This window comes from Allobosea sp. 47.2.35 (genome assembly GCF_024655635.1).
In the GTDB taxonomy this organism is placed as follows: Bacteria; Pseudomonadota; Alphaproteobacteria; order Rhizobiales; family Beijerinckiaceae; genus Allobosea.
Genome location: NZ_JANLGI010000008.1, coordinates 89,935 through 111,755, shown reverse-complemented (window position 1 = coordinate 111,755; position 21,821 = coordinate 89,935). Strand labels below are relative to the sequence as shown.

General features: G+C 67.6%; 20 protein-coding genes and 1 riboswitch. Of the genes, 14 read left to right on the top strand and 6 right to left on the bottom strand.

The window, feature by feature from the left end; all coding sequences use genetic code 11:
- Nucleotides 1–21: 21 nt before the first annotated feature.
- The 3 genes from bcsN to NUV79_RS12315 all read right to left on the bottom strand — a co-directional run bounded on the left by bcsN (nucleotide 22) and on the right by NUV79_RS12315 (nucleotide 4,072).
- Nucleotides 22–801 (bottom strand): cellulose biosynthesis protein BcsN, encoded by a 780-nt coding sequence (gene bcsN, locus NUV79_RS12325; protein WP_257733376.1) that lies wholly within the window; start codon nucleotides 799–801, stop codon nucleotides 22–24.
- A 594-nt stretch (nucleotides 802–1,395) separates the two neighbouring features.
- A complete protein-coding gene (locus tag NUV79_RS12320) occupies nucleotides 1,396–2,571 on the bottom strand; it encodes an OmpA family protein (protein ID WP_257733375.1) in 1,176 nt (391 codons plus the stop codon).
- 49 nt (nucleotides 2,572–2,620) lie between these two features.
- On the bottom strand, nucleotides 2,621–4,072 hold the full coding sequence (locus NUV79_RS12315) for a caspase family protein (RefSeq protein ID WP_257733374.1): 1,452 nt from the start codon (nucleotides 4,070–4,072) through the stop codon (nucleotides 2,621–2,623).
- Nucleotides 4,073–4,241: 169 nt separating this feature from the next.
- Between NUV79_RS12315 and NUV79_RS12310 the strand changes: the two genes are divergently transcribed.
- The 7 genes from NUV79_RS12310 to NUV79_RS12280 all read left to right on the top strand — a co-directional run bounded on the left by NUV79_RS12310 (nucleotide 4,242) and on the right by NUV79_RS12280 (nucleotide 10,785).
- Complete coding sequence (locus tag NUV79_RS12310; protein ID WP_257733373.1) at nucleotides 4,242–5,501, top strand: DUF4399 domain-containing protein; 1,260 nt, start codon at nucleotides 4,242–4,244, stop codon at nucleotides 5,499–5,501.
- Nucleotides 5,501–5,941: a DUF4399 domain-containing protein gene (locus NUV79_RS12305; protein ID WP_257733372.1), complete on the top strand. Its 441-nt coding sequence runs from the start codon at nucleotides 5,501–5,503 to the stop codon at nucleotides 5,939–5,941. The genes NUV79_RS12310 and NUV79_RS12305 overlap by 1 nt, the downstream gene beginning before the upstream one ends.
- Before the next feature lie 22 nt (nucleotides 5,942–5,963).
- Complete coding sequence (locus NUV79_RS12300) at nucleotides 5,964–7,655, top strand: SUMF1/EgtB/PvdO family nonheme iron enzyme (protein ID WP_257733371.1); 1,692 nt, start codon at nucleotides 5,964–5,966, stop codon at nucleotides 7,653–7,655.
- A gap of 113 nt (nucleotides 7,656–7,768) precedes the next feature.
- Complete coding sequence (locus NUV79_RS12295; RefSeq protein WP_257733370.1) at nucleotides 7,769–8,518, top strand: SDR family NAD(P)-dependent oxidoreductase; 750 nt, start codon at nucleotides 7,769–7,771, stop codon at nucleotides 8,516–8,518.
- Nucleotides 8,519–8,640: 122 nt separating this feature from the next.
- On the top strand, nucleotides 8,641–9,285 hold the full coding sequence (locus NUV79_RS12290) for a MarR family winged helix-turn-helix transcriptional regulator (protein WP_257733369.1): 645 nt from the start codon (nucleotides 8,641–8,643) through the stop codon (nucleotides 9,283–9,285).
- Nucleotides 9,286–9,320: 35 nt separating this feature from the next.
- Nucleotides 9,321–10,037: a hypothetical protein gene (locus NUV79_RS12285; protein ID WP_257733368.1), complete on the top strand. Its 717-nt coding sequence runs from the start codon at nucleotides 9,321–9,323 to the stop codon at nucleotides 10,035–10,037.
- 181 nt (nucleotides 10,038–10,218) lie between these two features.
- Nucleotides 10,219–10,785 carry a thioredoxin domain-containing protein gene (locus NUV79_RS12280; protein ID WP_308218197.1) on the top strand — a complete coding sequence of 189 codons (567 nt, stop codon included), beginning with the start codon at nucleotides 10,219–10,221 and terminating at the stop codon, nucleotides 10,783–10,785.
- A 61-nt stretch (nucleotides 10,786–10,846) separates the two neighbouring features.
- Here NUV79_RS12280 and NUV79_RS12275 read toward each other — a convergent pair whose 3' ends face one another.
- Genes NUV79_RS12275 through NUV79_RS12265 form a run of 3 tightly spaced genes read right to left on the bottom strand, consistent with a single transcriptional unit; the run spans nucleotide 10,847 to nucleotide 14,118 of the window.
- Entirely contained in the window at nucleotides 10,847–11,476 is a 630-nt protein-coding gene (locus tag NUV79_RS12275) for an Isoquinoline 1-oxidoreductase subunit (RefSeq protein ID WP_257733367.1), read from the bottom strand.
- Nucleotides 11,476–13,656: a xanthine dehydrogenase family protein molybdopterin-binding subunit gene (locus NUV79_RS12270; RefSeq protein ID WP_257733366.1), complete on the bottom strand. Its 2,181-nt coding sequence runs from the start codon at nucleotides 13,654–13,656 to the stop codon at nucleotides 11,476–11,478. The genes NUV79_RS12275 and NUV79_RS12270 overlap by 1 nt, the downstream gene beginning before the upstream one ends.
- A 3-nt stretch (nucleotides 13,657–13,659) precedes the next feature.
- Complete coding sequence (locus NUV79_RS12265) at nucleotides 13,660–14,118, bottom strand: (2Fe-2S)-binding protein (RefSeq protein ID WP_257733365.1); 459 nt, start codon at nucleotides 14,116–14,118, stop codon at nucleotides 13,660–13,662.
- A gap of 201 nt (nucleotides 14,119–14,319) precedes the next feature.
- Between NUV79_RS12265 and NUV79_RS12260 the strand changes: the two genes are divergently transcribed.
- The 7 genes from NUV79_RS12260 to NUV79_RS12230 all read left to right on the top strand — a co-directional run bounded on the left by NUV79_RS12260 (nucleotide 14,320) and on the right by NUV79_RS12230 (nucleotide 21,566).
- The gene (locus tag NUV79_RS12260) at nucleotides 14,320–14,940 is read left to right on the top strand and encodes a TetR/AcrR family transcriptional regulator (protein WP_257733364.1); all 621 of its coding nucleotides are present in this window, start codon (nucleotides 14,320–14,322) and stop codon (nucleotides 14,938–14,940) included.
- A gap of 20 nt (nucleotides 14,941–14,960) precedes the next feature.
- Nucleotides 14,961–15,503: an ureidoglycolate lyase gene (locus NUV79_RS12255; RefSeq protein ID WP_257733363.1), complete on the top strand. Its 543-nt coding sequence runs from the start codon at nucleotides 14,961–14,963 to the stop codon at nucleotides 15,501–15,503.
- Nucleotides 15,504–15,611: 108 nt separating this feature from the next.
- Nucleotides 15,612–15,816: riboswitch (cobalamin riboswitch) on the top strand.
- A 230-nt stretch (nucleotides 15,817–16,046) separates the two neighbouring features.
- Nucleotides 16,047–16,805, top strand: coding sequence for a methyltransferase domain-containing protein (locus NUV79_RS12250; protein WP_257733362.1), 759 nt, complete (start codon nucleotides 16,047–16,049; stop codon nucleotides 16,803–16,805).
- Nucleotides 16,802–18,970: a TonB-dependent receptor gene (locus NUV79_RS12245; RefSeq protein WP_257733361.1), complete on the top strand. Its 2,169-nt coding sequence runs from the start codon at nucleotides 16,802–16,804 to the stop codon at nucleotides 18,968–18,970. The genes NUV79_RS12250 and NUV79_RS12245 overlap by 4 nt, the downstream gene beginning before the upstream one ends.
- Complete coding sequence (locus tag NUV79_RS12240) at nucleotides 18,971–19,846, top strand: ABC transporter substrate-binding protein (RefSeq protein WP_257733360.1); 876 nt, start codon at nucleotides 18,971–18,973, stop codon at nucleotides 19,844–19,846. It abuts the gene before it with no gap.
- Complete coding sequence (locus NUV79_RS12235; protein ID WP_257733359.1) at nucleotides 19,843–20,826, top strand: FecCD family ABC transporter permease; 984 nt, start codon at nucleotides 19,843–19,845, stop codon at nucleotides 20,824–20,826. The genes NUV79_RS12240 and NUV79_RS12235 overlap by 4 nt, the downstream gene beginning before the upstream one ends.
- Nucleotides 20,823–21,566 carry an ABC transporter ATP-binding protein gene (locus NUV79_RS12230; protein WP_257733358.1) on the top strand — a complete coding sequence of 248 codons (744 nt, stop codon included), beginning with the start codon at nucleotides 20,823–20,825 and terminating at the stop codon, nucleotides 21,564–21,566. The genes NUV79_RS12235 and NUV79_RS12230 overlap by 4 nt, the downstream gene beginning before the upstream one ends.
- The last annotated feature ends 255 nt before the right edge of the window (nucleotides 21,567–21,821 follow it).

Sequence of the window (21,821 nt, the reverse complement as noted above, 5' to 3'; positions counted from 1 at the left end):
GTTCGGCTATTCGGGTTGGGCTCAGGGCGCGGGTGGCGGCGGGACGGTGGGGTATCCTTCGAGAGGTCTGATTGAGACCGGGTCGGGGGCTTGGATTTCCACGGGCGCGGGTCGTTGTCTGCGCTCCGGCCGGGGCCTTGCGGCCTGCGGGCGCTGCGGGGCCTCGCCGAAGGAGGGCTGCGGCGCTTGCGGATAGATCGGCGCGCCGGCTTCGCCGAGGTCCGGGGAGGGCGCGGGGGCATCGCCGATCGGATTCCAGCCGACGCGCTGCAGCCGGGCATTGAGCGAATAATCATAAGCCAGGCGCAGGAGCGAGGCCTCGGTCGCGGCGGGATCGCAGATGCGCAGGCGAACGGAGATCACGCCCGAGCGTGGCCGGAACACGCTGTCTCCCCGTGCCAGCCGTTGCCAGGCGTAGAGGCAGGCTTCGCCGCCGGCGCCGCGTCCGAAGGCATAGCCGAAGGGGCCGTACCTGTTCTGGACGAAGACCGCTGATGGCGCCATGGCGACGCCGGGAAGGCGCTCTTCCATCTCCCTGGCGATGGCGAAGTCGTCGATGCTGGGTTCCCGCAGCAGACTGCCTTCGACGCCCGCTTCCTCGGGGAGATCGGCAGCCGTGAGGAAGGCGACGTGGAAGGCGTTCTCGCCCGGCGTTCGGCCGCGGGTCGCCAGGGAAATGGTCTGCGAGACGCCGTTATCATAGGTCCGCTGGGTGACGCCGATGACCGGTACGCTGCCGGGCGGAGGCAGCGCCATCGCACGGCCGATATCGACGGAGGTCGCGCGCGAGGCGGTGACCAACTGGTCGCCTGAGAAGCGCTGCTCGCCGCAGCCCGCAAGTATAAGGGCCAGGCACGCTGCCGCGAACCCGCTTGCCACAGGTCTGGAGGCGTCACGGAGCATGCCGGGGCGTGCCGCAGCGATGACGTTCCAGGCCCTCATAGGCACGCGCGCCGATGTCGGTGCAGCATCGTCATGTCTTGACCATTGGTTAATACAGGTTAACGCCCGGTTACACTCGCCAGGGCGCTGCGCTGCATGCTTCGCGCCTGCGGCCGTCCCCAATACAAGTGATTCGCGGGGTTATTCCAACCTTTGGGTGGGCGAATGTTTCGCTCCCGCAGGCGAGCCGAGCCGGCCGTGCCCGCGTAAACACAGGTTGCCGCCGGCGGAAACGTTTCTTCGCAGAGACAGAAAAAGACCGGGAACTGCGCGATCACTGAGGGGTGGAGAGGCCCGCGTCAGCCCGCAGGAGGCGACTGGAAGCATGCCACCTGTTCACAAAGAGCAGGGGACAAAGCCGCGGAATCTCCGGGGGCCGCTTGTCCGGCCCGGTCCTGTGTCAACCCATGATGCGCAGGCTCCGGTCCTGATGCCTTTTTGCGCGAAAGGGCTCTAGCAGCCGATCACCTTGAACTCGACCCGCCGATCGAGCGCGTCGCTGGCATCGTCCTTGCCGGTCCCGACGAGGTTCTCACGGAAGCCGCGGCCGGTCGCGATCATGCGACCCCGGTTATCCGGCGCGCCGGTGAGCAGCAGGTCCATGACGAACTGCGCCCGCAGGGCCGAAAGCCGGTCGTTCACCTGCGGCAGGCCGGTCTGCGAGGTATGGCCGACGATCTCCAGGCAGGCGCCCTTCTGGCGGGCGCGGGTCGCGATCTGGCTGAGCCACATCGGATAGGGCTCGGTGATCTGGCGGTCGTCGATGAACTGCGTCGTGCCGGGCTTGAACAGCAGCTTCACCATCAAACGGTCCGTGCCGAGGCCGTAATCGATCAGGTCGCCGAAGGCATCGACCATGTCCTCGCGCCGCGCGAGCTTGCTGGCGGCGAGATAGGTCCCGATCCTGACGCGGTGCTGCTCGCCGCCGGGCAGCTTGCGCGCCGCCCGGTAGAAGGCCAGCGCCTCACGGAAATGCTGCGTCTCATAGGCGAGGATGCCGTCATTGATCAGTGCATTGGCGGTGAGCCTCTCGACATAGGCGGGGTCGATGGCGTCGCCGAGCTTCGTGCCCTGGCAGGTCTTGATATAGACGTCCGTCGCTTGGTCCTTCGCCCAGAGTGGCGAGTCCCGGTAATATTGTGTCGGCGTCGCGTCGACGCCCTCTAACCGGGCGCGCGAGACACCCTTGGACACGACGCTGTTGGATTTGAGATCGGCCAGCGTCAGGCAGATGCGGTAGGCATCGCGCGGCCCATCGGTGACACCCTGGTTGTTCACGGCGGTGAAGGTGCCGACCAGTACCACAGGCTGGCTGGCGAGCGCCTCGCTGTCGAAGGGCAGCACGTTGAAGCGCGGGTAATTCGCCTTGACCATTTCCATCAGCGTCGCCTGCATCGAGCGCGTCGCGGCCGATTGCGCGCCGGAGGCCGCATCGATCAGCGGGTCGATGACGAGGTTGACCTTCTCGCCGGTCACGGCCGCCTTGCCGAACAGGTCGTCGGCCGCCTTGCGCAAGGCGTCGGCAAAGGGAACCGGGGTCGGTGGCGCGGGCTGGGCGCCGGCCGTGGTCATGCCCGCCAACAGGGCGAGGCCGATCGCTACGGTCTTGAAGCGGACAAACCCCGTCATGGCTCATCTCTCCAGCTTCGAGCGGGCTTTCCGCCACGGAGGCCCAGCATCAGCGGCATTGCCGCAGTTGTTCGCGCCCGCCCGGCGTCAGCTCGCCGAGCTGCGCCCGCATCAGGAGTTCGGCGCAATCGCCGGAGGACCTTCCCCGCGGCGCCGCTCCGGGAGCTGCTTCCGGGGCGCGTGGCGGCGCGCCCGGCAGGGCGATGGGTTGTGTCGAGCGGCTCGGCGCGCCGGGGGCGCCAAGCCGCGCCGCCAGCGCCTGCTCGACCGTCCGGCGCTCCTCGGCGAGGCGCTGCTTCTCCGCCTCGATCGCCGCAAGCTCGGTTTCCCGGCGGGCGAGTTCGTCGGCGAGGCGCGCGCGCTCGGCCTTGTCCTGGACACGTGGCGCGGGCTGAGCAGGGGCAGCCGCGACCGGCGCGGAGCCCGGAGCCGGCACGGGCGGCGGGACGCCGACGGCGTCGCCGATATCCTTGCGGGCGAGATCATCAGCAGCTTGCCGTCGTCCCTGTTCCGCCCGTTCAAGGCGCTGGAGCAGGGCGCGCTCGCGCTCGGCGAATTCGCGTACGAGCTTGTCGCGCTCGGTAGAGACCGAAGAGCGACGCTCGAGCAGGTCGAGACGCGTCCGAGCATCGATGACGAAGAAGCTCTGCGGATAGCGCTGGATGAAGGCCTGCAGGGCGGCAGGTTCGTCGCTGGCGCGGATGCGGCGCCAGACATCGGCATCCGTCTCTTCGCGGTTGAGGTAGAAATCGCCGAGCAGGGAGAGCGAGAGTTCCGGCGTCTGCCGCCCGGCGGTGGTGTCGTAGACGCTCTTCTGCACGCGCCGGAACAACGTTGCGACCTCCAGTCCGGGCTGATCGATCTCGCGCACCAAAGCGGCGGTGAAGGGGCTGTTGCGGCCGGCGCCATCGGCGGCGACGTCGTTGGCCTGCGTGGCATAGGCGATGACCATGCCCTGCGCGCGCTGGACCGGAGCCAGGCCTGAGCCGACCGAGAAACCGCGTGTCGCCTGCCGCTTGGCGAGCAGGCCGACGAAGGGATTGTTGCGGCAGGCGTCAAGCACCATGATCTTGACACCGCGGGCGTAGTTTAGGGCGGTGACGACATCGTTGAGCCGCGTCGTCTCGTACTGGACGCCGACCTCGTCCTCGACCTTCGCCTCGACCGGGACGAGATAGTTCTCGCCGTTAAACTGGAAGCCGTGGCCGGCGAAATAGAACATCGCGGCATCGGCATCCTGCGCCAGTCGGGCGAAGCGCGTCAGGGCCGCGTCCATGCCACGCTTGTCGAGATCGATGCCGTCGACCACCTCGAAGCCGACCTTGCGCAGGGCGACCACCATGTCGCGCGCGTCGTTCACGGTGTTCGGCAGGACGGGGGCGTTGCGGTAGCTGGAATTGCCGATAACCAGCGCGACGCGGCGCTCAGCCGGCGCCTCGGCCAGGACAAGGCCGGGCAACAGCAGGAGAAGCAGGCCGCAGAGTCGCGCGACGAGGGTCATGAATCACGGTCCTAAAGGCAGTCGGCAGCCTCTACGTCATGCTAATGCATGACCCCGATCGCCTCCAGAACAAAGCATAGTTTTCACCGAAACGGGATGGCGTTTTGCTTGAAGGCGCCAGTCGGCGCTGGTAGCCTTCGCTTCATCTCCTCGCGGAAGGAAGACGCTGATGCTTCGCCTCGCGCCGGCGCTTCTGCTGTTGGGTCTGGCCCTGGCGATCCCATTGGCCGATGCCTTCGCGCAGGAACGTGCCCGCCAACGCAGTCCGGCTCCGCCGACGGCGCGCCTTTCCTTCGTCGGCCTCGCCGACAAGGCGCAGGTTCCGGCCAAGCTCACGGTGCGTTTCGCGATCTCCGGCATGGAGGTCGTTCCCGCCGGACAGGTCTCGCGCAATGGCGGGCATCACCACCTGCTGATCGATACCGAATTGCCCCCGCTCGACCAGCCGATTCCCAGCGACTTCAACCATATCCATTTCGGCGGCGGCCAGACCGAGGCCGAGATCGCGCTGACGCCGGGCAAGCATACGCTGCAACTGCTTTTCGCCGACCACAACCATGTGCCGCATGATCCGCCGATCGTGTCGGAGCGGATCACGGTCGAGGTTCCGGCGACGGCGGCGGAGAAGCCGCGCTCGGCCGCGGCGCCCGGGGCCCGCGTCTTCTTCATCGATCTGCAGGACGGCGCCACGATCCCGAGCCGGACCAGGATCCGCTTCGGCTCGGAGGGTATCGCGGTGACGCCAGCCGGGACCACCAGCACGAATGGCGGCCACCACCATCTCCTCGTCGATACCGAACTGCCGGCGCTCGACCGCGAGATCCCCAGCGACTTCAACCATCTGCATTTCGGGCGCGGTCAGACAGAGGTCGAGCTTTCGCTGCCGCCTGGCGAGCATACGCTGCAATTGCTGATGGGCGACCATGAGCATGTGCCGCATGATCCGCCCGTGGTTTCCCAGCGCATCAGGGTCCGTGTCGTCGCCGATGGGCAACCCGCTGTCGCCGCGCCATCGGCGCCACATGCCCATGGCACCGGCAAGGCCCGCACCGCTTCGCCCAACGATGCCGTAGTCTATTTCGTCTATCCGCGGGACGGTGACCGGATCTATCCGACCTCGACGATCCGCTTCGGCCTGCGCAACATGGGCGTGGCGCCGGCGGGCGTCGCCAAGCCAAACACGGGGCATCACCATCTGCTGGTCGATACCGGGCCGCCCGCCTTCGGCGAGCCGATTCCGGCCGACCTCAACCATATCCATCTCGGCGGCGGCCAGACCGAATACCGGCTGACGCTGCCGAACGGCCGGCACACGCTGCAGCTTCTGCTCGCGGACGAGAACCATGTGCCGCATGATCCGCCGGTGATCTCGGAGCGCATCACGGTGATCGTGGCGCCGGGCGGGCCGCACGCGAGGAGGCGCCGGTGATGTCGCAAGCCCGCATCGCAGCCTGTCTCATTGCGCTGATGGCCTTGTCGGGGGCCGGCTTCCAGGCCATGGCGCAGGCACCGGTGCGTCAGGCGGCTCCGCCGGGCGCGCAGGTCTATTTCCATTATCCGGTCGATGGCTTGAGCGTGCCCGAGCGTTTCACGGTGCGGATCGGCCTGCGCGGCATGGGCGTCGCACCGGCCGGCATCAACCATGCGCGGACCGGGCATCATCACCTGCTGATCGACACCGATCCCGGCCCGCCGGACCAGCCGATCCCGTCCGACTACAACAACATCCATCTCGGCAACGGCCAGACCGAGGTGGTGGTGACGCTGCCCAAGGGGCGGCACACGCTGCAATTGCTGCTCGGCGACCACCTGCATATTCCGCATAATCCGCCCGTGATGTCCCCGAAGATCACGGTCAATGTCCGCTAGCCGCGAAGGGTTCTGTCCGCCGATGGCCTGGTTACGCGTCCTGGTTGCCGCTCTCCTGCTGCCGCTGCTGGCTCTGCCCGCCTTCGCCCAGCAGCAGGGGGAGCCTGCGCGCGTCGCCCTCGTCATCGCCAACGAGGCCTATCCGCAGGCGCCGATTGCTGGCGCCGCCCAGCAGGGGCGTGCCGTCGCCGAGACCCTGAGAGCCGGTGGCTTCGACGTGGTTGCGGTCGAGAATGCCGATCGCAACGCGCTGCGGCAGGCGATTGCCGGCTTCGCCAGCAAGCTCAGGCGCGGCGCGCAGGTCGTCGTGTTCTACAGCGGCCATGCCATCCAGCAGCGGAACCGCAATTTCCTGCTGTCGTCGCAGGGTGGCACCGAAGGCGCTGTCGATCTCGACGAGATCGTCGATCCGCTGATCATCGCGCGGCCGTCCAGCGCCCTGATCTTTCTCGATGCCGGCCGCGACAATCCCTGGCGAGGCACGGCGAGGGGGCTCCTGCCGCTCGAGCCGATGGAGGGGATCGCGGTGCTGTTCCCGGCGGCTCCCGGCAAGACGCTGCCAAGCGGCGCCGACCGCGCCGCCGAGGCCTGGCTGAAGGCGATCCGGACACCGGGGCTGGAAATGGCGCAGGCGCTGAAGCAGGTACGGGACACGGTCGCGCGCGAGACGAGGCGCAGCCAGCAGGCCTGGCTCTCGGCGGAGCCACCGAGAGGCCTCGTCGTCACGCCCGTCGCCCGGCCGGTCGCCGTGGCGCAAGGCAGCCGTGCCGTGATTCCGCCGCCCCAGACGCCGGGCGCGACCCAGGACGCGGCCTATGATCTCGCCTTCTGGGAATCCATCCGCAACAGCCGCAATGCCGCAGAATACCGCGCCTATCTCGATGCCTACCCGAACGGGCGCTTCGCTTCCCTCGCCCGCACGCGCGAGCAGGAATACCGCGCCAACCCAGCTGCACCGGCTGTTGCCGTCGCCGCGCCTCCGCCGGCCGCTCCTCAGGCCAACGGGGCGCCGCAGCGCGACTGCACGGGCTGCCCGGAGCTGATCGCGATCCCCGCAGGCAGCTTCCAGATGGGCTCGAACGATCTCTACGAGTTCGAGAAGCCGGTGCATCCGGTCACGATCCGTAGCTTCTATCTCGGCGCGCGCGAGGTGACCTTCGAGGAATGGGACCTCTGCATCGACCAGGGCGGCTGCGCCTATCGGCCGGATGATCGCGGGCTCGGCCGCGGCAAGCGGCCGGTCACCGACATCCACTGGAACGACGCCAATGCCTATCTCGCCTGGCTCTCGGCCCGGAGCGGAAAGCCCTATCGCCTGCCGACCGAAAGCGAATGGGAGTATGCCGTGCGCGCCGGCACCGCAACGACCTATCCCTGGGGCCAGACCCTGGTGAAGGAGCGCGCCAACTGCCTCGGCTGCAACGACCAGAAGCGCGGCAGCGCCGTTCCGGCCGGGCAGTTCCCGGCCAATGCCTTCGGCCTCTACGACATGGCCGGCAACGCCGCCGAATGGGTCGCCGATTGCTGGAGCGAGCATTATCGCAGCGCGCCTCGCGACGGCAGCGCCTATACGGTGGGGGGATGCCGCGAGCGCGTGCTCCGCGGCGGTTCGTTCAACAATGATCCGCGCTATCTGCGCTCGGCCGCGCGCTTCAAATACGAGGCCGATGTGCGCTTCTACACCAACGGCTTCCGCGTCGCGCGCGACCGCTAACACTGCTGGTCCTACCTGAAAGCGCAGGGGCGGCATGCGTGCCGCCTGCCTTGAAGCGCGTCCCTTCCCGCCGGCAATAAGGACCGGGAATCCATCAGGAAGGGGAGGCCAGCATGGCCAAGGAATTCACCGGCAAGCGCGTCATCGTCATGGGCGGCAGCCGTGGCATTGGTCGCTCGATCGCGCTCGGCTTCGCTGCGGGCGGGGCGTCCGTCTCGATCTGCGCACGCAGTGCCGGGCCGCTGGAAGCGACGCGCCGGGAGATCGAGGCGCTCGGCGTCACCGCCCATGCGGGAAACGTCGATCTCGCCGATGCCGAGCAGATCGCGACCTATGTACCGGAGGCGGTGAAGGCGCTCGGCGGGCTCGACATCCTCGTCAACAACGCCTCCGGCTTCGGCCAAACCGACGACGAGGAAGGCTGGGCGGCCTCGCTCAGCGTCGACATGATGGCGGTGGTGCGCGGCAGCCATGCGGCGATCCCCCATCTCCAGCCGGGCTCGTCGATCGTGAACATCTCCTCGATCTCGGCCCTGCGCGCGTCCTCGCGGTCGGCGCCTTATGGGGCGATCAAGGCAGCGGTGATGCACTACACCGGCAGCCAGGCAAAGATGCTGGCGCGCAAGGGCATCCGGGTGAACTGCGTCGCGCCGGGCTCGATCGAGTTTCCCGGCGGCTCCTGGGAGAACCGCAAGACCTCCAATCCCGAGCTCTATAATGCGACGCTGGCATCCATCGCGTTCGGGCGGATGGGCAAGCCCGAGGAAGTCGCCGAGGTCGTGCTCTTCCTCGCCTCCGCCAAGGCGAGCTGGGTTACCGGCCAGAGCATCGTCGTCGATGGCGGGCAGCTCGTCGGGCCCTGAAGACGCGTGTCACCGGCTGCCGGCGCCCTTTCTGGAGGGCGCCGGCAGCCTCTCCGCCAGGCTTTCGAACAAACCCGGCAAGTGGTTCTTGTTTATACATAGGAATCCTATATATTAGCGCCATGGAAACGCCCGGTAACCCGACGCTGATCAGTCACCGCCTGCGCGAGGCCTTTGCCCGCGTCGCGACCGTCATGCGCATCGACGACTGGGAGCGGGCGAAGCGGGCCGGCATCAACCCGACACAGCTGGCGATCCTCGAATTGCTGGAAGGCCGCGAGGGCGGGCTGTGCGTCAAGGAGATCGCGGCGCATCTCGGCGTCTCGCAACCCACGGCGACGGATTCGATCAATGCTCTCGTGCGCAAGGGGGCGGTCGAGAAGCGGGCGGTGGCCGGCGACGGGCGGGCCGTGGCCATCCTGCTGACGAGCGAGGGCAAGGCGCTGCTCGCAGCCGACGCGACGCTCGAGGGCACTACTGGTCAGGCCGTCGATGCGCTGGGAGCGGCGGAGCAGGAACGACTGCTTCTCAGCCTCATCAGGATGATCCGGGAATTTCAGGAAGCCGGCGCGATCCCGATCCAGCGCATGTGCGCGAGCTGTCAGTATTTCGCGCCCTTCGCCCATCCGGGCGCGGCGCGGCCGCATCATTGTCGTTTCGTGGACGCCGCCTTCGGCCAGCGCGAGCTGCGCATCGATTGCCGCGACCATCAGACAGCCGATCCCGCTTCCCGGGCTGCCACCTGGGAAGCATTCCAAGCGGGATAACCACCCCTCCAGGCAAGGATAGAAGGGAACAGATCATGATTGCCAGAAAGATAACCGGCGCGCTCGTCGCCGGGGCGGCCTCGCTATGGCTGGCGACAGCCGGGGCTCATTCGGTCAAGTCGCCGCCGGCCGAGGCGGTCCAGGCCTCCTTCGACATCATCGAGACCACGATCGTGACCAAGGGCGACACCGCCGTGTTCACGACACGGGTGCGCGGCGAGGCCGGCAAGGACAAGCCCGACGCCACCGGCAAGTTCGAAGGCTCCAGCGTCTACGCTTATGTCTGGCCGACCACGCTCAACAGCGGCGAGATCGGCTTCGAGAAGGACCAGGGCATCGTCGCGCTCGCCGTCACCTTCCATCCCGATTTCGACGACGCGGCCTATAGCGGCAAGAACCGGCATGTCTGGCACCCGCACTGGGTCGTGCTGGCGCAGGACAAGGCCTGTGGCGCCGGGCTCAAGGTCATCGACATTCCGGCAGGTGCCAAGCCGAAGGTGCCGCCAACCTGGCCGAATGTCCCGCTGCTGATCGACAGCCCGGACTATCCGACCAGCTTCAAGGGCGACACGGTCGATGTCTCGATCCCGGTATCGCTGATCGGCGGCATCAAGGGGGCGTCCTTCGACGGCGTCACCGCGGGCCTGAAGGTCAACGGCAACCTGCATGCGCCGCTGCTCTGCGTCAGCAATGTGTTCAAGGTCGCATCCGGCAATCTCAGCCTTCCCGGCAAGGTCATGCCGGCGCGCTGACGGCACTGGTGCCGGTTCGCCGACTGCCATCGACGAACCGGCCTGTTCTCCCCCTCCAGGCAAATGAAAGGACAGAACATGACGAGGATTACTCTTGCCGGCCGGGAAAGCGCAACGGGCACGGCCCGCAAGCTTACCGGCTTCTCCAGCCATGCAGCCGCCTGACGGAGGGATCGCCATGATGTCCGGCGATCAAGCCGTGCTCGCCCCGGAACTGGCCGTGAGCGAATGGTTCAACACCTCCGCGCCGCTGACGCTCGCCGGCTTGCGCGGGCGGCCCGTCTTCCTGCATACGTTCCAGCTGCTCTGTCCCGGCTGCATCGCACAGGCGATCCCGCAGGTGCAGCGCATCGAGCGCGTCTTCGCCGGGAGCGAACTGCAGATCATCGGCGTCCATACGGTGTTCGAGCACCATGCGGCGATGTCTCCCGTCACGCTGCGCGCCTTCCTGCACGAATACCGATTGAGATCGCCGGTCGGGGTGGACCTGGCCGAAGAGGGATCGGATATCCCCGTCACGATGCGGCGCTTTGGTCTGCGGGGAACGCCGTCCTCGGTGCTGATCGGGCGCGACGGCGCGATCCTGCACCATGCCTTCGGGGTGGAGGAGGATCTCGCCCTGGGCGCCCGCATCGCCATGGCTCTGTCCGCGCCCGCGACGGAGCTTCGCTCCGGCTCGACGGAAGCCGAAGCGGAAGGATGTGACGCTGGCCGGTGCGAGGCTCCCGCGATGACGGGCGCCGTGTGAACGACTGAATGCATGCGGGACGCCGGCCTGTCCGTGTTCAGGCCGGCTTCCTGTCTGTCCGCTACGATGCCGGGCAGGCAGCGCCTGTATCGGCCCAGGCCTGCATCAGCGCGCCGAATTCGGCTGCGGTGCCCGGCGCCGGCTGACGTCCCTTGCCGGGGTTCCAACCCCAGAGCACCAGCGTGTCTGTCGTGACATGCTTGACCAGCGCGGCGAGATCGCGGCTGCCGTTGCGGTTCTGGTCCTTCAACTGCTCGCAGATCTGGGCGACCGTCTTGCCTTCCCAGGCCATCGAGGCCGGGGCCAGCGCCCAGTGACCGTCGCCGGGAACGCCGGCTGGATCGAAGTTCTGCTTGCCGTGGCAGGCCGCGCAAGGCAGGCCGGCTGCGCCATGGCCGTCCTTGCCGCGCACCACGACGGGCTCGTGCAGCTTGCGCAAATCGCCCTGCCGTGGCCGCTCCGTCGCCGGGTGGCAGTTCATGCAGCGCGGATGGGTCAGCACCTTGCCCATCTCGGTGAAGAGCGCCACCGAGCGGTCGCGCTGGTTGGCGATCGAGGCGAAGCTCGCCACGGGTCGAAGTGTTGCGCCGCCGGGCTGGGCCTGCCCGGCATTCTGCGCCAGCGTCAATGCGCTGCCGCCGATGCAGACAGCAAGCGCGGCGCCGGCGGCGAGGATCAGGTTGCGGCTCATCAGACGGTGCCTCCCTGCATCGGCAACTGGCGCGGCCGGCCATGTCCGAGCGCGGCGAGCGCATTGGCGACGGCTGGACCGATCGGTGGCACGCCGGGCTCGCCGATTCCGCTCGGCTTCTCCGTCGAGGGAATGATCGTCACCTCGACCGCGGGCATCTCATGGATGCGCAGCGAACGGTATTCATGGAAATTGGTCTGGACCGGACGGCCGCCATCGAGCGTGATCTGGCCATAGAGGGCGTGGCCGAGGCCGAAGCCGATGCCGCCCTCGACCTGCGCGCGGATGATGTCGGGATTGACGGCGACGCCGCAATCGACCGCGCACCAAACCTTGTGGACCTTCGGCTCGCCCTCCGGCCCCATCGAGACTTCGGCGATCTGGGCGACGAAGGACCCGAAGCTCTCGACCACGGCCACACCGCGGGCGCGGCCATCGACCGGTCCCGGGCCCTTCCAGTTCGCGAGTTCCGCGACGGCCTTGAGTACGCCGGCCGCGCGCGGGTGCTTGTCGCCCATCAGGGCGAGCCGGCCGCGAACCGCATCCTGACCGGCTGCCTGCAACAGCTCGTCGACGAAGCACTCGACGGCGTAGCCGGTATGGGTGTGGCCGACCGAGCGCCACCACAGGGTCGGCACGCCGACCTTGGGGTTGTGCACCTCGCAGCGGAAATCCGGCACCTCGTAGAATATTTCGTTGGCGCCCTCGACCGAGGTCGCGTCGATGCCGTTCTTGACGACCATCGCCTCGAAGGGCGTGCCGAGGAAGAAGGACTGGCCGACGAGCGTGCTCGACCATGCGGCGATCTTGCCGTCCTTCACTGAGCCGCGGAAGCGATGCACGAAGAGCGGGCGGTAATAGCCGCCGGTGAGGTCGTCCTCACGGGTCCAGACCACCTTGACCGGGCGGTTCGGACCGATCGTCTTGGCGACGAGCGCGAGCTCGGCTGCCAGATGCTGGCTGACCTGCGCGCGCCGGCCGAAGCTGCCGCCGGCCAGCATCGTCTCCAGGGTCACCTTCTCCGGCGGCAGGCCGAGGATGCCGGCGATGGTCTGGTGCTCGGTGGTCTGGAACTGGCTGCCGAAGCGGGCATGGGCTTTCTGCCCGTCCCATTCGAGATAGCCGTCGAGCGGCTCCATCGGCGCATGGGCCAGATAGGGGAAGACGAACTCGGCCTCGATCACGCGCTCCGCCTTGGCGAGAGCGGCCTCGGCATCGCCATGGCTGCCGGCGACCGTGCCGGGCTGGCGGGTGAGCTTGCGATACTCGGCGATGAGTTCCGGGCTGCCGCGCTTCTCGGCGGCGCTGTCGTCCCAGGTCACCTTCAGCGCCTCACGGCCCTTCAATGCCGGCCACATGCCGTTGGCATAGACCGCGACGCCGTAACCGATCGACTTCACATCGACGACGCCCTTGACCTTGAGCGCCGCTGCCGCATCGAAGCTCGCGACCTTGCCGCCGAAGCGCGGCGAGCGGGCAACGACCACCGTCAGCATGTTCGGGGCGTGGATATCGATGGTGAACTGCGCTTTGCCGCGCGACTTGTCGGCGCTGTCGAGGCGCTTCACCGCGCCCTCCTTGCCGATCAGCTTGTAGGCCGAGGCCGGCTTCAGCGGCGGGTTTTCGGGCACGGGCAACTTGGCGGCGGCCTCCGCAAATTCGCCGAACGAGCCCTTGCGGCCGGAAGCGTGGCTGATCACCCCGTCCTCGACCTTGATCTCGCCAACCGGCATGTTCCAGGCGGAGGCCGCGGCCTGGACCAGCATGATGCGGGCGGCGGCGCCGGCCTTGCGCATCTGCTCCCAGCTGTTGGAGATGGCGGTCGAGCCGCCGGTGCCCTGCACGCCGAAGGCGAGATTGGCATAGAGCTTGACGTCGGCCGGGGCGTGCTCGGCGCGCATCTGGCTCCAGGCGGCGTCCATCTCCTCGGCCGCGAGCGTGGCCAGCCCGGTGAAGGGCCCCTGGCCGAACTCGATATGCTTGATCAGCACGGTCACGGTGGAGTCCGGCGCGACCCGGATGAAGGCGTTGGGCGCGAAGGTGGCGTTGCCGCCGGGCCGATAGGCCGCGCCGGCGCCCGACTGCGCCTTCGCATTGCGGGGCAAATGAAAGCCGATGACGAGCGCGCCGGCACCGGCCAGCAGCGAGCGACGGGAGAGCTTGGGATCATGCGCGGTCATGGCTCAGATCTCCAGCGCGCGGGCCGCGTCATGGATCGCGGCGCGGATGCGGACATAAGTGGCGCAGCGGCAGATATTGCCGTTCATCGCGAGGTCGATGTCGCGGTCGCTCGGCTTCTTGTTCTCCTTGAGCAGGGCGATGGCGCTCATCACCTGGCCGGACTGGCAATATCCGCATTGCGGCACGTCGCGTGCGATCCAGGCGGCCTGGACGGCATCCGCCTCCTTGCCGGCGAGGCCCTCGATCGTGGTGATCTCGCTGGTGCCGACCGCCGAGACCGGCGTCACGCAGGCGCGCAGCGGCTGGCCGTCGATGAAGACGGTGCAGGCGCCGCATTGGGCGACGCCGCAGCCGAACTTGGTGCCGGTGAGGCCGATATTGTCGCGGATCGCCCAGAGCAGGGGCGTGTCGTCGTCTACGTCGACGGTATGCGTCGTCCCGTTGACCTTGAGAGAGACCATGGCTGCCTCCGATGCTGGCATGACGCAGCGCGGCACCATGGTGCGGATCAAGGGCTCGCCCTCGATGGCCCGATCTGACATATCAGATGGCGGGCGATGGATCCGTAGCCCTGGGTCGCGCGACTGGACTAATTAGACGTTCTGAGTCTAACTAGGATGGTCGCGCGCAGTTTGGATTTTGTCAAGACTGCAGAAGCTGCAATGCCGGACGGAAACGAAGGTTCCAACGTTCTCCCTGCGGAGGATGCCAATGCCCGCACCGACCAGATCGCCGATGCGGCGCTACGTCTGTTCGCCCGCTACGGCTACAAACGCAGCTCGATGGACGACATCGCCAGGGAGGCAGGCCTCGCCAAGGCGACGCTCTACCTGCACTTCAAGGGCAAGGACGATGTCTTCCGGGCCATGCTGGACCTGCTCGGGCGACGGGTCGAAGCACGTTGCCGTGAGGTCGTGGCGCGGAAGGGGCCGTTTCCCGAACGGCTTGCGGCGCTGCTCCAGGCGCATCACGGGCTGGCCTATGCCAGCTTCGGCACCGGTGAGCATCTCGTCGAGTTGAAGGCGGTGATGAACACGATCGCGACGCATGAATTGCAGGCTTTCGAGCGGATCTTCTCGAGTTTTGCCCGTGAGTTGCTGATGCAGGCCGAGCAAGGCGGCGAGATCAATCTGTCGCGCCTGCCGGCCAGTGCCGACGACTGGATTGCCAGCCTGCTCTTCGCGACCGCTGGAGCGAAACTCGGCACGCCGCCCAGCGCCGCGGATTACGCACGTAGGCTGGACGCGATCGCCTTGGTCTTCGCGGCCGCATTGGCGCGATAGGCGCATCGAAGGAACGCTGCATGCAGGACGATAGCGGTACCGAGCTCCAGTCCCTTGCCCCGCTTCACATCCAGCCGGTCACGCAAGCCGCGTTCGAGCCTTTCGGCTGGATCGTCGAGGCCGGCGAGAACGGCCGCGCCGCCAATAACGGCACCGCGCGCCGGCACGATATCCATGCTCATCCAGCCGCCGAGGTGAGAACCGGCACGAGGCTGGTAACCTCGATCTTCGCGGCGAAGCGGCAGCAACCGGCCCTTGTGATCTCCATGCTGGAACGGCATGTGAATTCGATCCAATGGATCGTTCCGCTCGATGGCGCCGGCCATGTCGTCATCGTCGCCCCGGACGGTGAGGATGGCAGGCCCGATCTTGCGAGACTGACCGCCTTCTCATTCTCCGCGGCGCAGGGCGTGATCTATCGCCGCGGCCTCTGGCATCACCCCATCATGGCCGTGGGGTCCGATGCGCGTTTCCTCGTCCAGTCCTGGCAAGACGGCACCGAGGCGGATTGCGAAATCATCGCCATCGAGCCCACGGTGCTCGCCGCGAAGGACGTAAGCTGACGAGCGGCTGCCAGCAGCGCGTTGCGCGATGAGGGGCCGGCCGGATACCGTCCACAGCCTTCGTGCCTGCCGCCTCAACCAATCGCTTGACGCCACAATCTCGCCATCTACGTTAACCGGCGTCGAGGTCTTCGGAGCGATCCGAAGCTAAGAGGGAATCCGGTGACGTGCTCTTGCACGGAACCCGGAGCTGCCCCCGCAACTGTGAGCGGCGAGCTTTCGGCTACCTGAAGTCACTGGCGTCCGCGCCGGGAAGACAGGCTGAAAGCGACGACCCGCAAGCCAGGAGACCTGCCCCGACGCAGTGATGATGTCGCGCGGGCGGGGTGTCCGGCGGAATCGCAGTGCACCGGGCGCTTGCTGTCCGTCTGCCGCGCTTCCTCCCTCTGCCCCGGCCGCGACAGCGAGGGGCTGACGACCATGATAGGGTTTCTGACGTGGCCAGGAGGCGGCCACACGCGCGGGCTGACGCAAGCTGCGCCCTATGGGTCTGTGGTAGGGATAGGTTATTGTAATGTTATAACATTGCGATAGAAGGCGGATATGAGCTCTGCCTCCTCTTCTCTCCTCGCGCCCTCTGTGGCGCCCCTGGATCCGCTTGCGCTCTATGCCAGCGCCATCGATGCTTCCGATTATGTCGCGCGTGTCGCGCCTCTCATCCGCCAGCTCGCGCCCGGGATCGACGATCTGATCGATATCGGCGCCGGGGGAGGGCAGCTGGGCGCAGCGCTTCGCAGGCCCGGAGCGCGCTGGACAGCCATCGAACCGTCTCCGACGATGCAGGCTCGGCTCGCCGCCTTGCCGCAGCCGCCGGTCATCATCCCGCATGGCTGGGACGACCTTGCGGTCGAGTGCGAAGCGGCCGATACGGTCCTGGCCGCGACCATGCCCGGCTACTTCACGGATGCTGCCGGATTTCTGGCGCGCTGCTGGGGCTGGGCAACCCGTCAGGTCGTCTGGATCGTCGCGGCGCAGAAGGCGCCCAAGGGACTGATCCTCTCGGCCTGCCTGCCGCGCGAGTGGCACCGCGAGGACGAGACGCCGGGCATCGATCTGGTGCTGCCCCGGCTCGGTGCCGACCTGCCCGATCGCATGGACGCTGTCGATTGGACCTTCTCGCTGGTACTGCCGGACCTGCCGGCCTTCGCCGCCTTCCAGGCCGACCGGCTGGGCTGGTTGCCCAACGATCCGCGCCGCCCGCAGCTCTTCGACCATCTCCACAAGCAGGCCGAGCCCACGCCGGCCGGCTTCCGCCTTTCCTGCCATCGCCGCTCGGCCATCCTCGTCTGGGACCTGCCATGATCCGCCTGAATTCCCGCAAAGCCTGCCTGCTTGCTGCGACCTGCCTGACGGCGATCGGGACCGTGCCGGCCTCCGCCCAGACCGAAATCAGGCTCGACGAGCTCGTCGTCACGGCGACGGGCCGCCCCGAACCGCGCAGCAGCATTCCCGGCACCATCCAGGTCATCGATTCCGCGCAGATCGAGCGGGCCCGCGCGCAGTCGATCACCGATCTGCTGGCGGAGAACGCCGTCGGCTTCTTCAGTCAATGGACCCCCGGCCAGACCTCGATCAACATTCGCGGCGGCGCTACGGACGGGCAGGGCAAGGATTTCCGCAGCCAGGTTCTGGTGCTGATGAACGGTCGCCGCGCCGGCACGGCTAACCTGTCCAAGCTCTCTGCCGCCGATGTCGAGCGAATCGAGATCATCCGCGGCCCCTCTTCGGTGGTCTATGGCAGCCAGAATATCGGCGGCGTCATCAACATCATCCTCAAGACCGGCCGCACCGCGCCGGGCACGATGATCGAGGGGGCAGGCGGTTCCTGGGGGCTGCTGCAGGGCAAGGCCCAGACCGGCGGGCTCTATGACAGCATCGATTATTACGCCGGCATCTCGGGCGGCACACGCGACGACTACCGGTCCGGCCGCGGTGGCACGACCATGGCCAATACCGGCTGGAAGCGCCTCGGCATCGCCGGCGCGCTCGGCCTGCAGATCAATCCCGACCATCGCATCGAGACGACGCTGCGGACCGACGGCATCTACGATGTCGGCTTCCGCGGCTCAGGCGCCAACACGATCAGCCAGGAAGACCGCTACAACAATTCCGTCGACATCACCTATCGCGGCCAGCTCCCCGGCGGGCAGTATCGCTGGATGCTGCAAGGCTACGCCGTTCAGGACGTCGACAATTTCCGCTGGGCCTCGCCGGTCATCCGGGGCGGCACCGGCCTGCCTGCTGCCGGCACGGCTGCCGACTACAATCGCCGCGAATTGAACATCGTCGGAACCCGCTTCCAGCCGAGCATGACGCTCTGGGCCGGCAACGACCTGCTTGCCGGCTGGGACTGGGAACGTAGCACATTGCGCTCGATCCGTGACCGCATCGGCGTCCCCGGCAATCCGCTCAGCCCCGTCTCGCCGCAGGACAACAACCAGTCCGAGACGGTCAACGCGCTCTATGTCGAGGATTCCCAGAAGCTCTTCGACGATCGCGTGACGCTGCGCGCCGGCGTGCGTCGCACCTTCGGCACGACCAGCTTCGAATACACGCCGAACCTCGCCGGTCAGCGCCCGCGCGAGGTCGACTATCAGGCGACGACGTACTCGACCGGCGCGACCTTCAAGGCGACCGACCGGCTGACTTTCCGCGTCGGCTATGCCACGGGCTTCCGCGCTCCCACCGCGACGGAGCTCGCAGCCGATTTCAACACGCTCGGCGGCGGGCGCATCTTCGGCAATCCCGCGCTGAAGCCGGAAACGAGCGAGCAGGTCGAGGCCGGCGCCGCCTATGCCGGCGACGGCTGGCGCGCGGATTTTGCGATCTTCCAGAACGTCATTTCCGACCGCATCGTCACGCGCGCCCGGACCAATGTCGCCAATACCTCCGACTATGCGAACAATGCCGGAGACGTCGTCGTGCGCGGCGTCGAATTGCAGCTCGATGCCGATGTCCTGAAGCTGACCGGGTACGACAACACCGCCTGGCGCTGGTCGGTCTTCGGCAACGGCTCCTGGAACTTCGACATGGAGGACAAGGGCGCCGCATTAACGGCCAATAGCCGCAAGCCGGAGCGCATGTACCAGTACCAGGCGGCAGTCGGCACGCGCTTCGGCCAGGCCGGCGTGCGCTACCCGTGGTCGGTGCAGGTGTCGGGCGTGCTCTATGGCCCGATGTGGTACAACACCGAGGAGAACCTGCTCCTCCCCTTCGCCGAGCCCAACCGCGACTGGATCCACCGCAAGAATCCGTTCTGGGTCTGGAACCTGCGCGGCGAGGTGGAGGTGAGCAAGGGCGTGAAGCTCTTCGCCCTGGTCAACAACCTCTTCAACAAGAACGAGCACCCGATCTTCATCGGTATCGACAAGCGGCCCTACAAGCTCGATTCGCGCTTCGCCAATGGCGGCTACGGCACATCCATGCCGGGTCTCGAGTTCCAGGCCGGATTGCAGGCGCGGTTCTGAGTGCGGCGGGTCGTTCTTGCTCTCGCTGGCCTCATCGGTGCCGCGGCTCCGGCCATCGCCGAGACCGTCCGGCTGACCGATGCGGTCGGCCGGGCGGTCGAGATCGCGCAGCCGCCGCAGCGCATCGTGCCGATCTTCGCTTCCAACGCGGAGCTCGTGGCGGCACTGGGCCTCACCGATCGCATCGTCGGCGTCGAGAGCTATACGCGTTTTCCGCCGGAGCTGACGCAGAAGCCGCAGGTGGGTGGCCGGCTCGGCTTTTCCGTCGATGCCATCGTCGCGCAGCGGCCGGACCTGCTGATCGTCACGCCGGCAAGGCAGGCGATGCACCAGCTGATCGACCCGATGACGCGGCTCGGCGTGCCGGTCGTCGTGCTGCTGGCGCGCAGCGTCGCGGAGGTGATGGACAATCTGCGCCTTGTCGGCCGGGCCGCGGGTGTGCCCGAACGCGGCGAGGCTGTGGCCGCCGCGCTCGAAGCGCGCCTCGCAGGCATCGAGAAAGCTGCCCCCGTTGCGCGTCCTCGCGTCGCGATGATCACGGGCAGGCTCGGCAATGGGCTCGTTCTGATCGCGCGCGCCGACACTTATACGGGCGATGCCATCGTGAAGGCGGGCGGCCGTCACGCGTTGGAGCGCAGCGTCGTCGCCCATGTCTCGCCCGAGGCGATCGTGGCGGCCGATCCCGATGTGCTGCTCTTCGCGGGCACGAAGGCGGATCTCGACGCGCTCGTGGCCCAGCCCGGCTGGCAGCTTGCGCGGGCGGTGCGGGACGGGCGCGCCTATACGGTCGCCCGCGCCGAGTTCCTCATACCGGGGCCGCGCACCGTCGACGGCATCGAGAAGCTTGCAGCCCTGCTGCGGAGGCCCGACCGATGAAGGCGCGTTTCCTCGCCATGGCCGGGATACTGATGGCCGTCCTGCTCTTCGCCGTGATGGCAGGGCATGACTGGGCCTCGCCTCGCAAGCTCTTGCAGGCTTTGTCCGGCGCTCCGGACATGGAAAGCCGCCTGCTTCTGGTCTGGCGGCTGCCGCGGGTCGTCGCGGCTGCGCTGGTCGGCGCGCTGCTCGGGCTCGGCGGCGCCATCTTCCAGGGCGTGTTCCGCAATCCTTTGGCCGAGCCCTATCTGCTCGGGGCATCGGGCGGAGCGGCGATCGGCGCGACGATCGCCCTGCTCGTGCCGCTCGGGCTTCCGGGTGGTCCGGCCCTGGCGGCGCTCTCGTTCGCCGGTGCCTGGGGCGCGACCTGGGTGGTGCTGGCGGTCTCTGGACTGCACGGCCGGCCGGATACGGCCGGGCTACTGCTGGCCGGGGTCGCTGTTGCGGCGATCCTCGGCGCCTTGCGCTCCTTCCTCATGCTGGCTCTGTCGGACGACACGGTGAACCTGCAGGTCGTGCTCAGCTGGACGCTGGGTGGCATCCAGACCCCCGACCTGACGGGTTTGCTGCTATTGGGCGCGCTCGTGGCGGTTGGGCTGGCAGCGGCGCTCTGGCTTGCGCATGGGCTCGATCTTCTCGGGCTCGGTGACGAGCAGGCCTTTGCGTTCGGGCTCGATCCCGTCCGTTTCGCGCGGTGCGCCGTTCTGGTCGGTGCCGCGATCGTGGCGGCGGCCGTGGCCTTCGGCGGGCTCGTCGCCTTCGTCGGCCTGATCGCGCCGCATCTCGCACGCTGGTGGATCGGTCCGCGCCATCGCGCCCTGATGCCGGCGAGCGCGCTCATCGGCGCCGCGCTCGTCGCCGTCTGTGACGGCATCGCGCGGTCCGTGTTGCCGCCTGCGGAAATCCCGCTCGGATTGGTCACCGCCCTGATCGGCGGCCCGTTCTTCCTGCTGCTTTTGGCGCGGAGGCTGCAGGCATGATGCAGGTCGTCTGTCGCGATCTTCGGGTTCAGGCTGGTGGCGCCGCGCTGCTCGATGGCGTGAGCGTCGCTTTCGAGGCGCCTGCGCTCGTCGGTATTCTCGGGCCCAACGGCGCGGGCAAATCAACCCTGCTGCGCACCCTCGCCGGCTATCGCCGGCCGGATCGTGGCGAGGTGCTGTGGAACGGCCGGTTCCTCGCGGCATGGAGCGCAACGGAGCGCGGCTCGGCCTGCGGCTACTGTCCGCAGCAATTCGAGCCGGCATGGGATTACTCCGTCGCGGAGATCGTCGGCCTGGGGCGGGATCGCAACCCGCTTGGGGCCCCTATCGTCGATGAGACGTTGCGGGTGCATGGCGTCGAATCCTTGTCCCAACGGCGCTGGAGCCAGCTCTCGGGCGGAGAGCGGGCCCGGACGATGCTGGCCGCCACCCTGGCGACGAGGCCGCCTCTCGTGCTCGCCGACGAGCCCGGAGCCAGTCTCGACATGCGGCATCGGCTCGCCTTGCTGGAGCGGTTGAAGGGCTATGCCGGCTCGGCGCTGGTGATCGTCGTGATGCACGATATCGACCTCGCCCTGCGCTTCTGCGACCGGCTCATCCTGCTGGATGAGGGGCGTGTGGTCGCCGACGAGCCGCCATCAAGGCTGCTCGAGGCGCCGGCCTTCGAAGCGGCGTTTGGATTGCGCCTGCAGGCCGAGACGCGCCGGGCGGACCGGGACTGGGTCATCGGTCTCGGCTGACATCTCCGCTCAGTGATCGACGGCGCGTTGGCGGGCGCTAGCGATGCCGCCTCGCCGATAATGGCCAGACAGAATTGGTTACGTCATCGACCTTCGCGCCAAGCGCGGAGCCGGGAACCAAGCATGGATTTGCGGCTGTGAACGGCGCTCTCTGGAAAGAGCTAAGTGATGGCGCGCCCGAAAGGATTCGAACCTCTGACCCTCAGATTCGTAGTCTGGATCGAAATCGTTGTTTATCAGTTGCTTAGGTGAAGG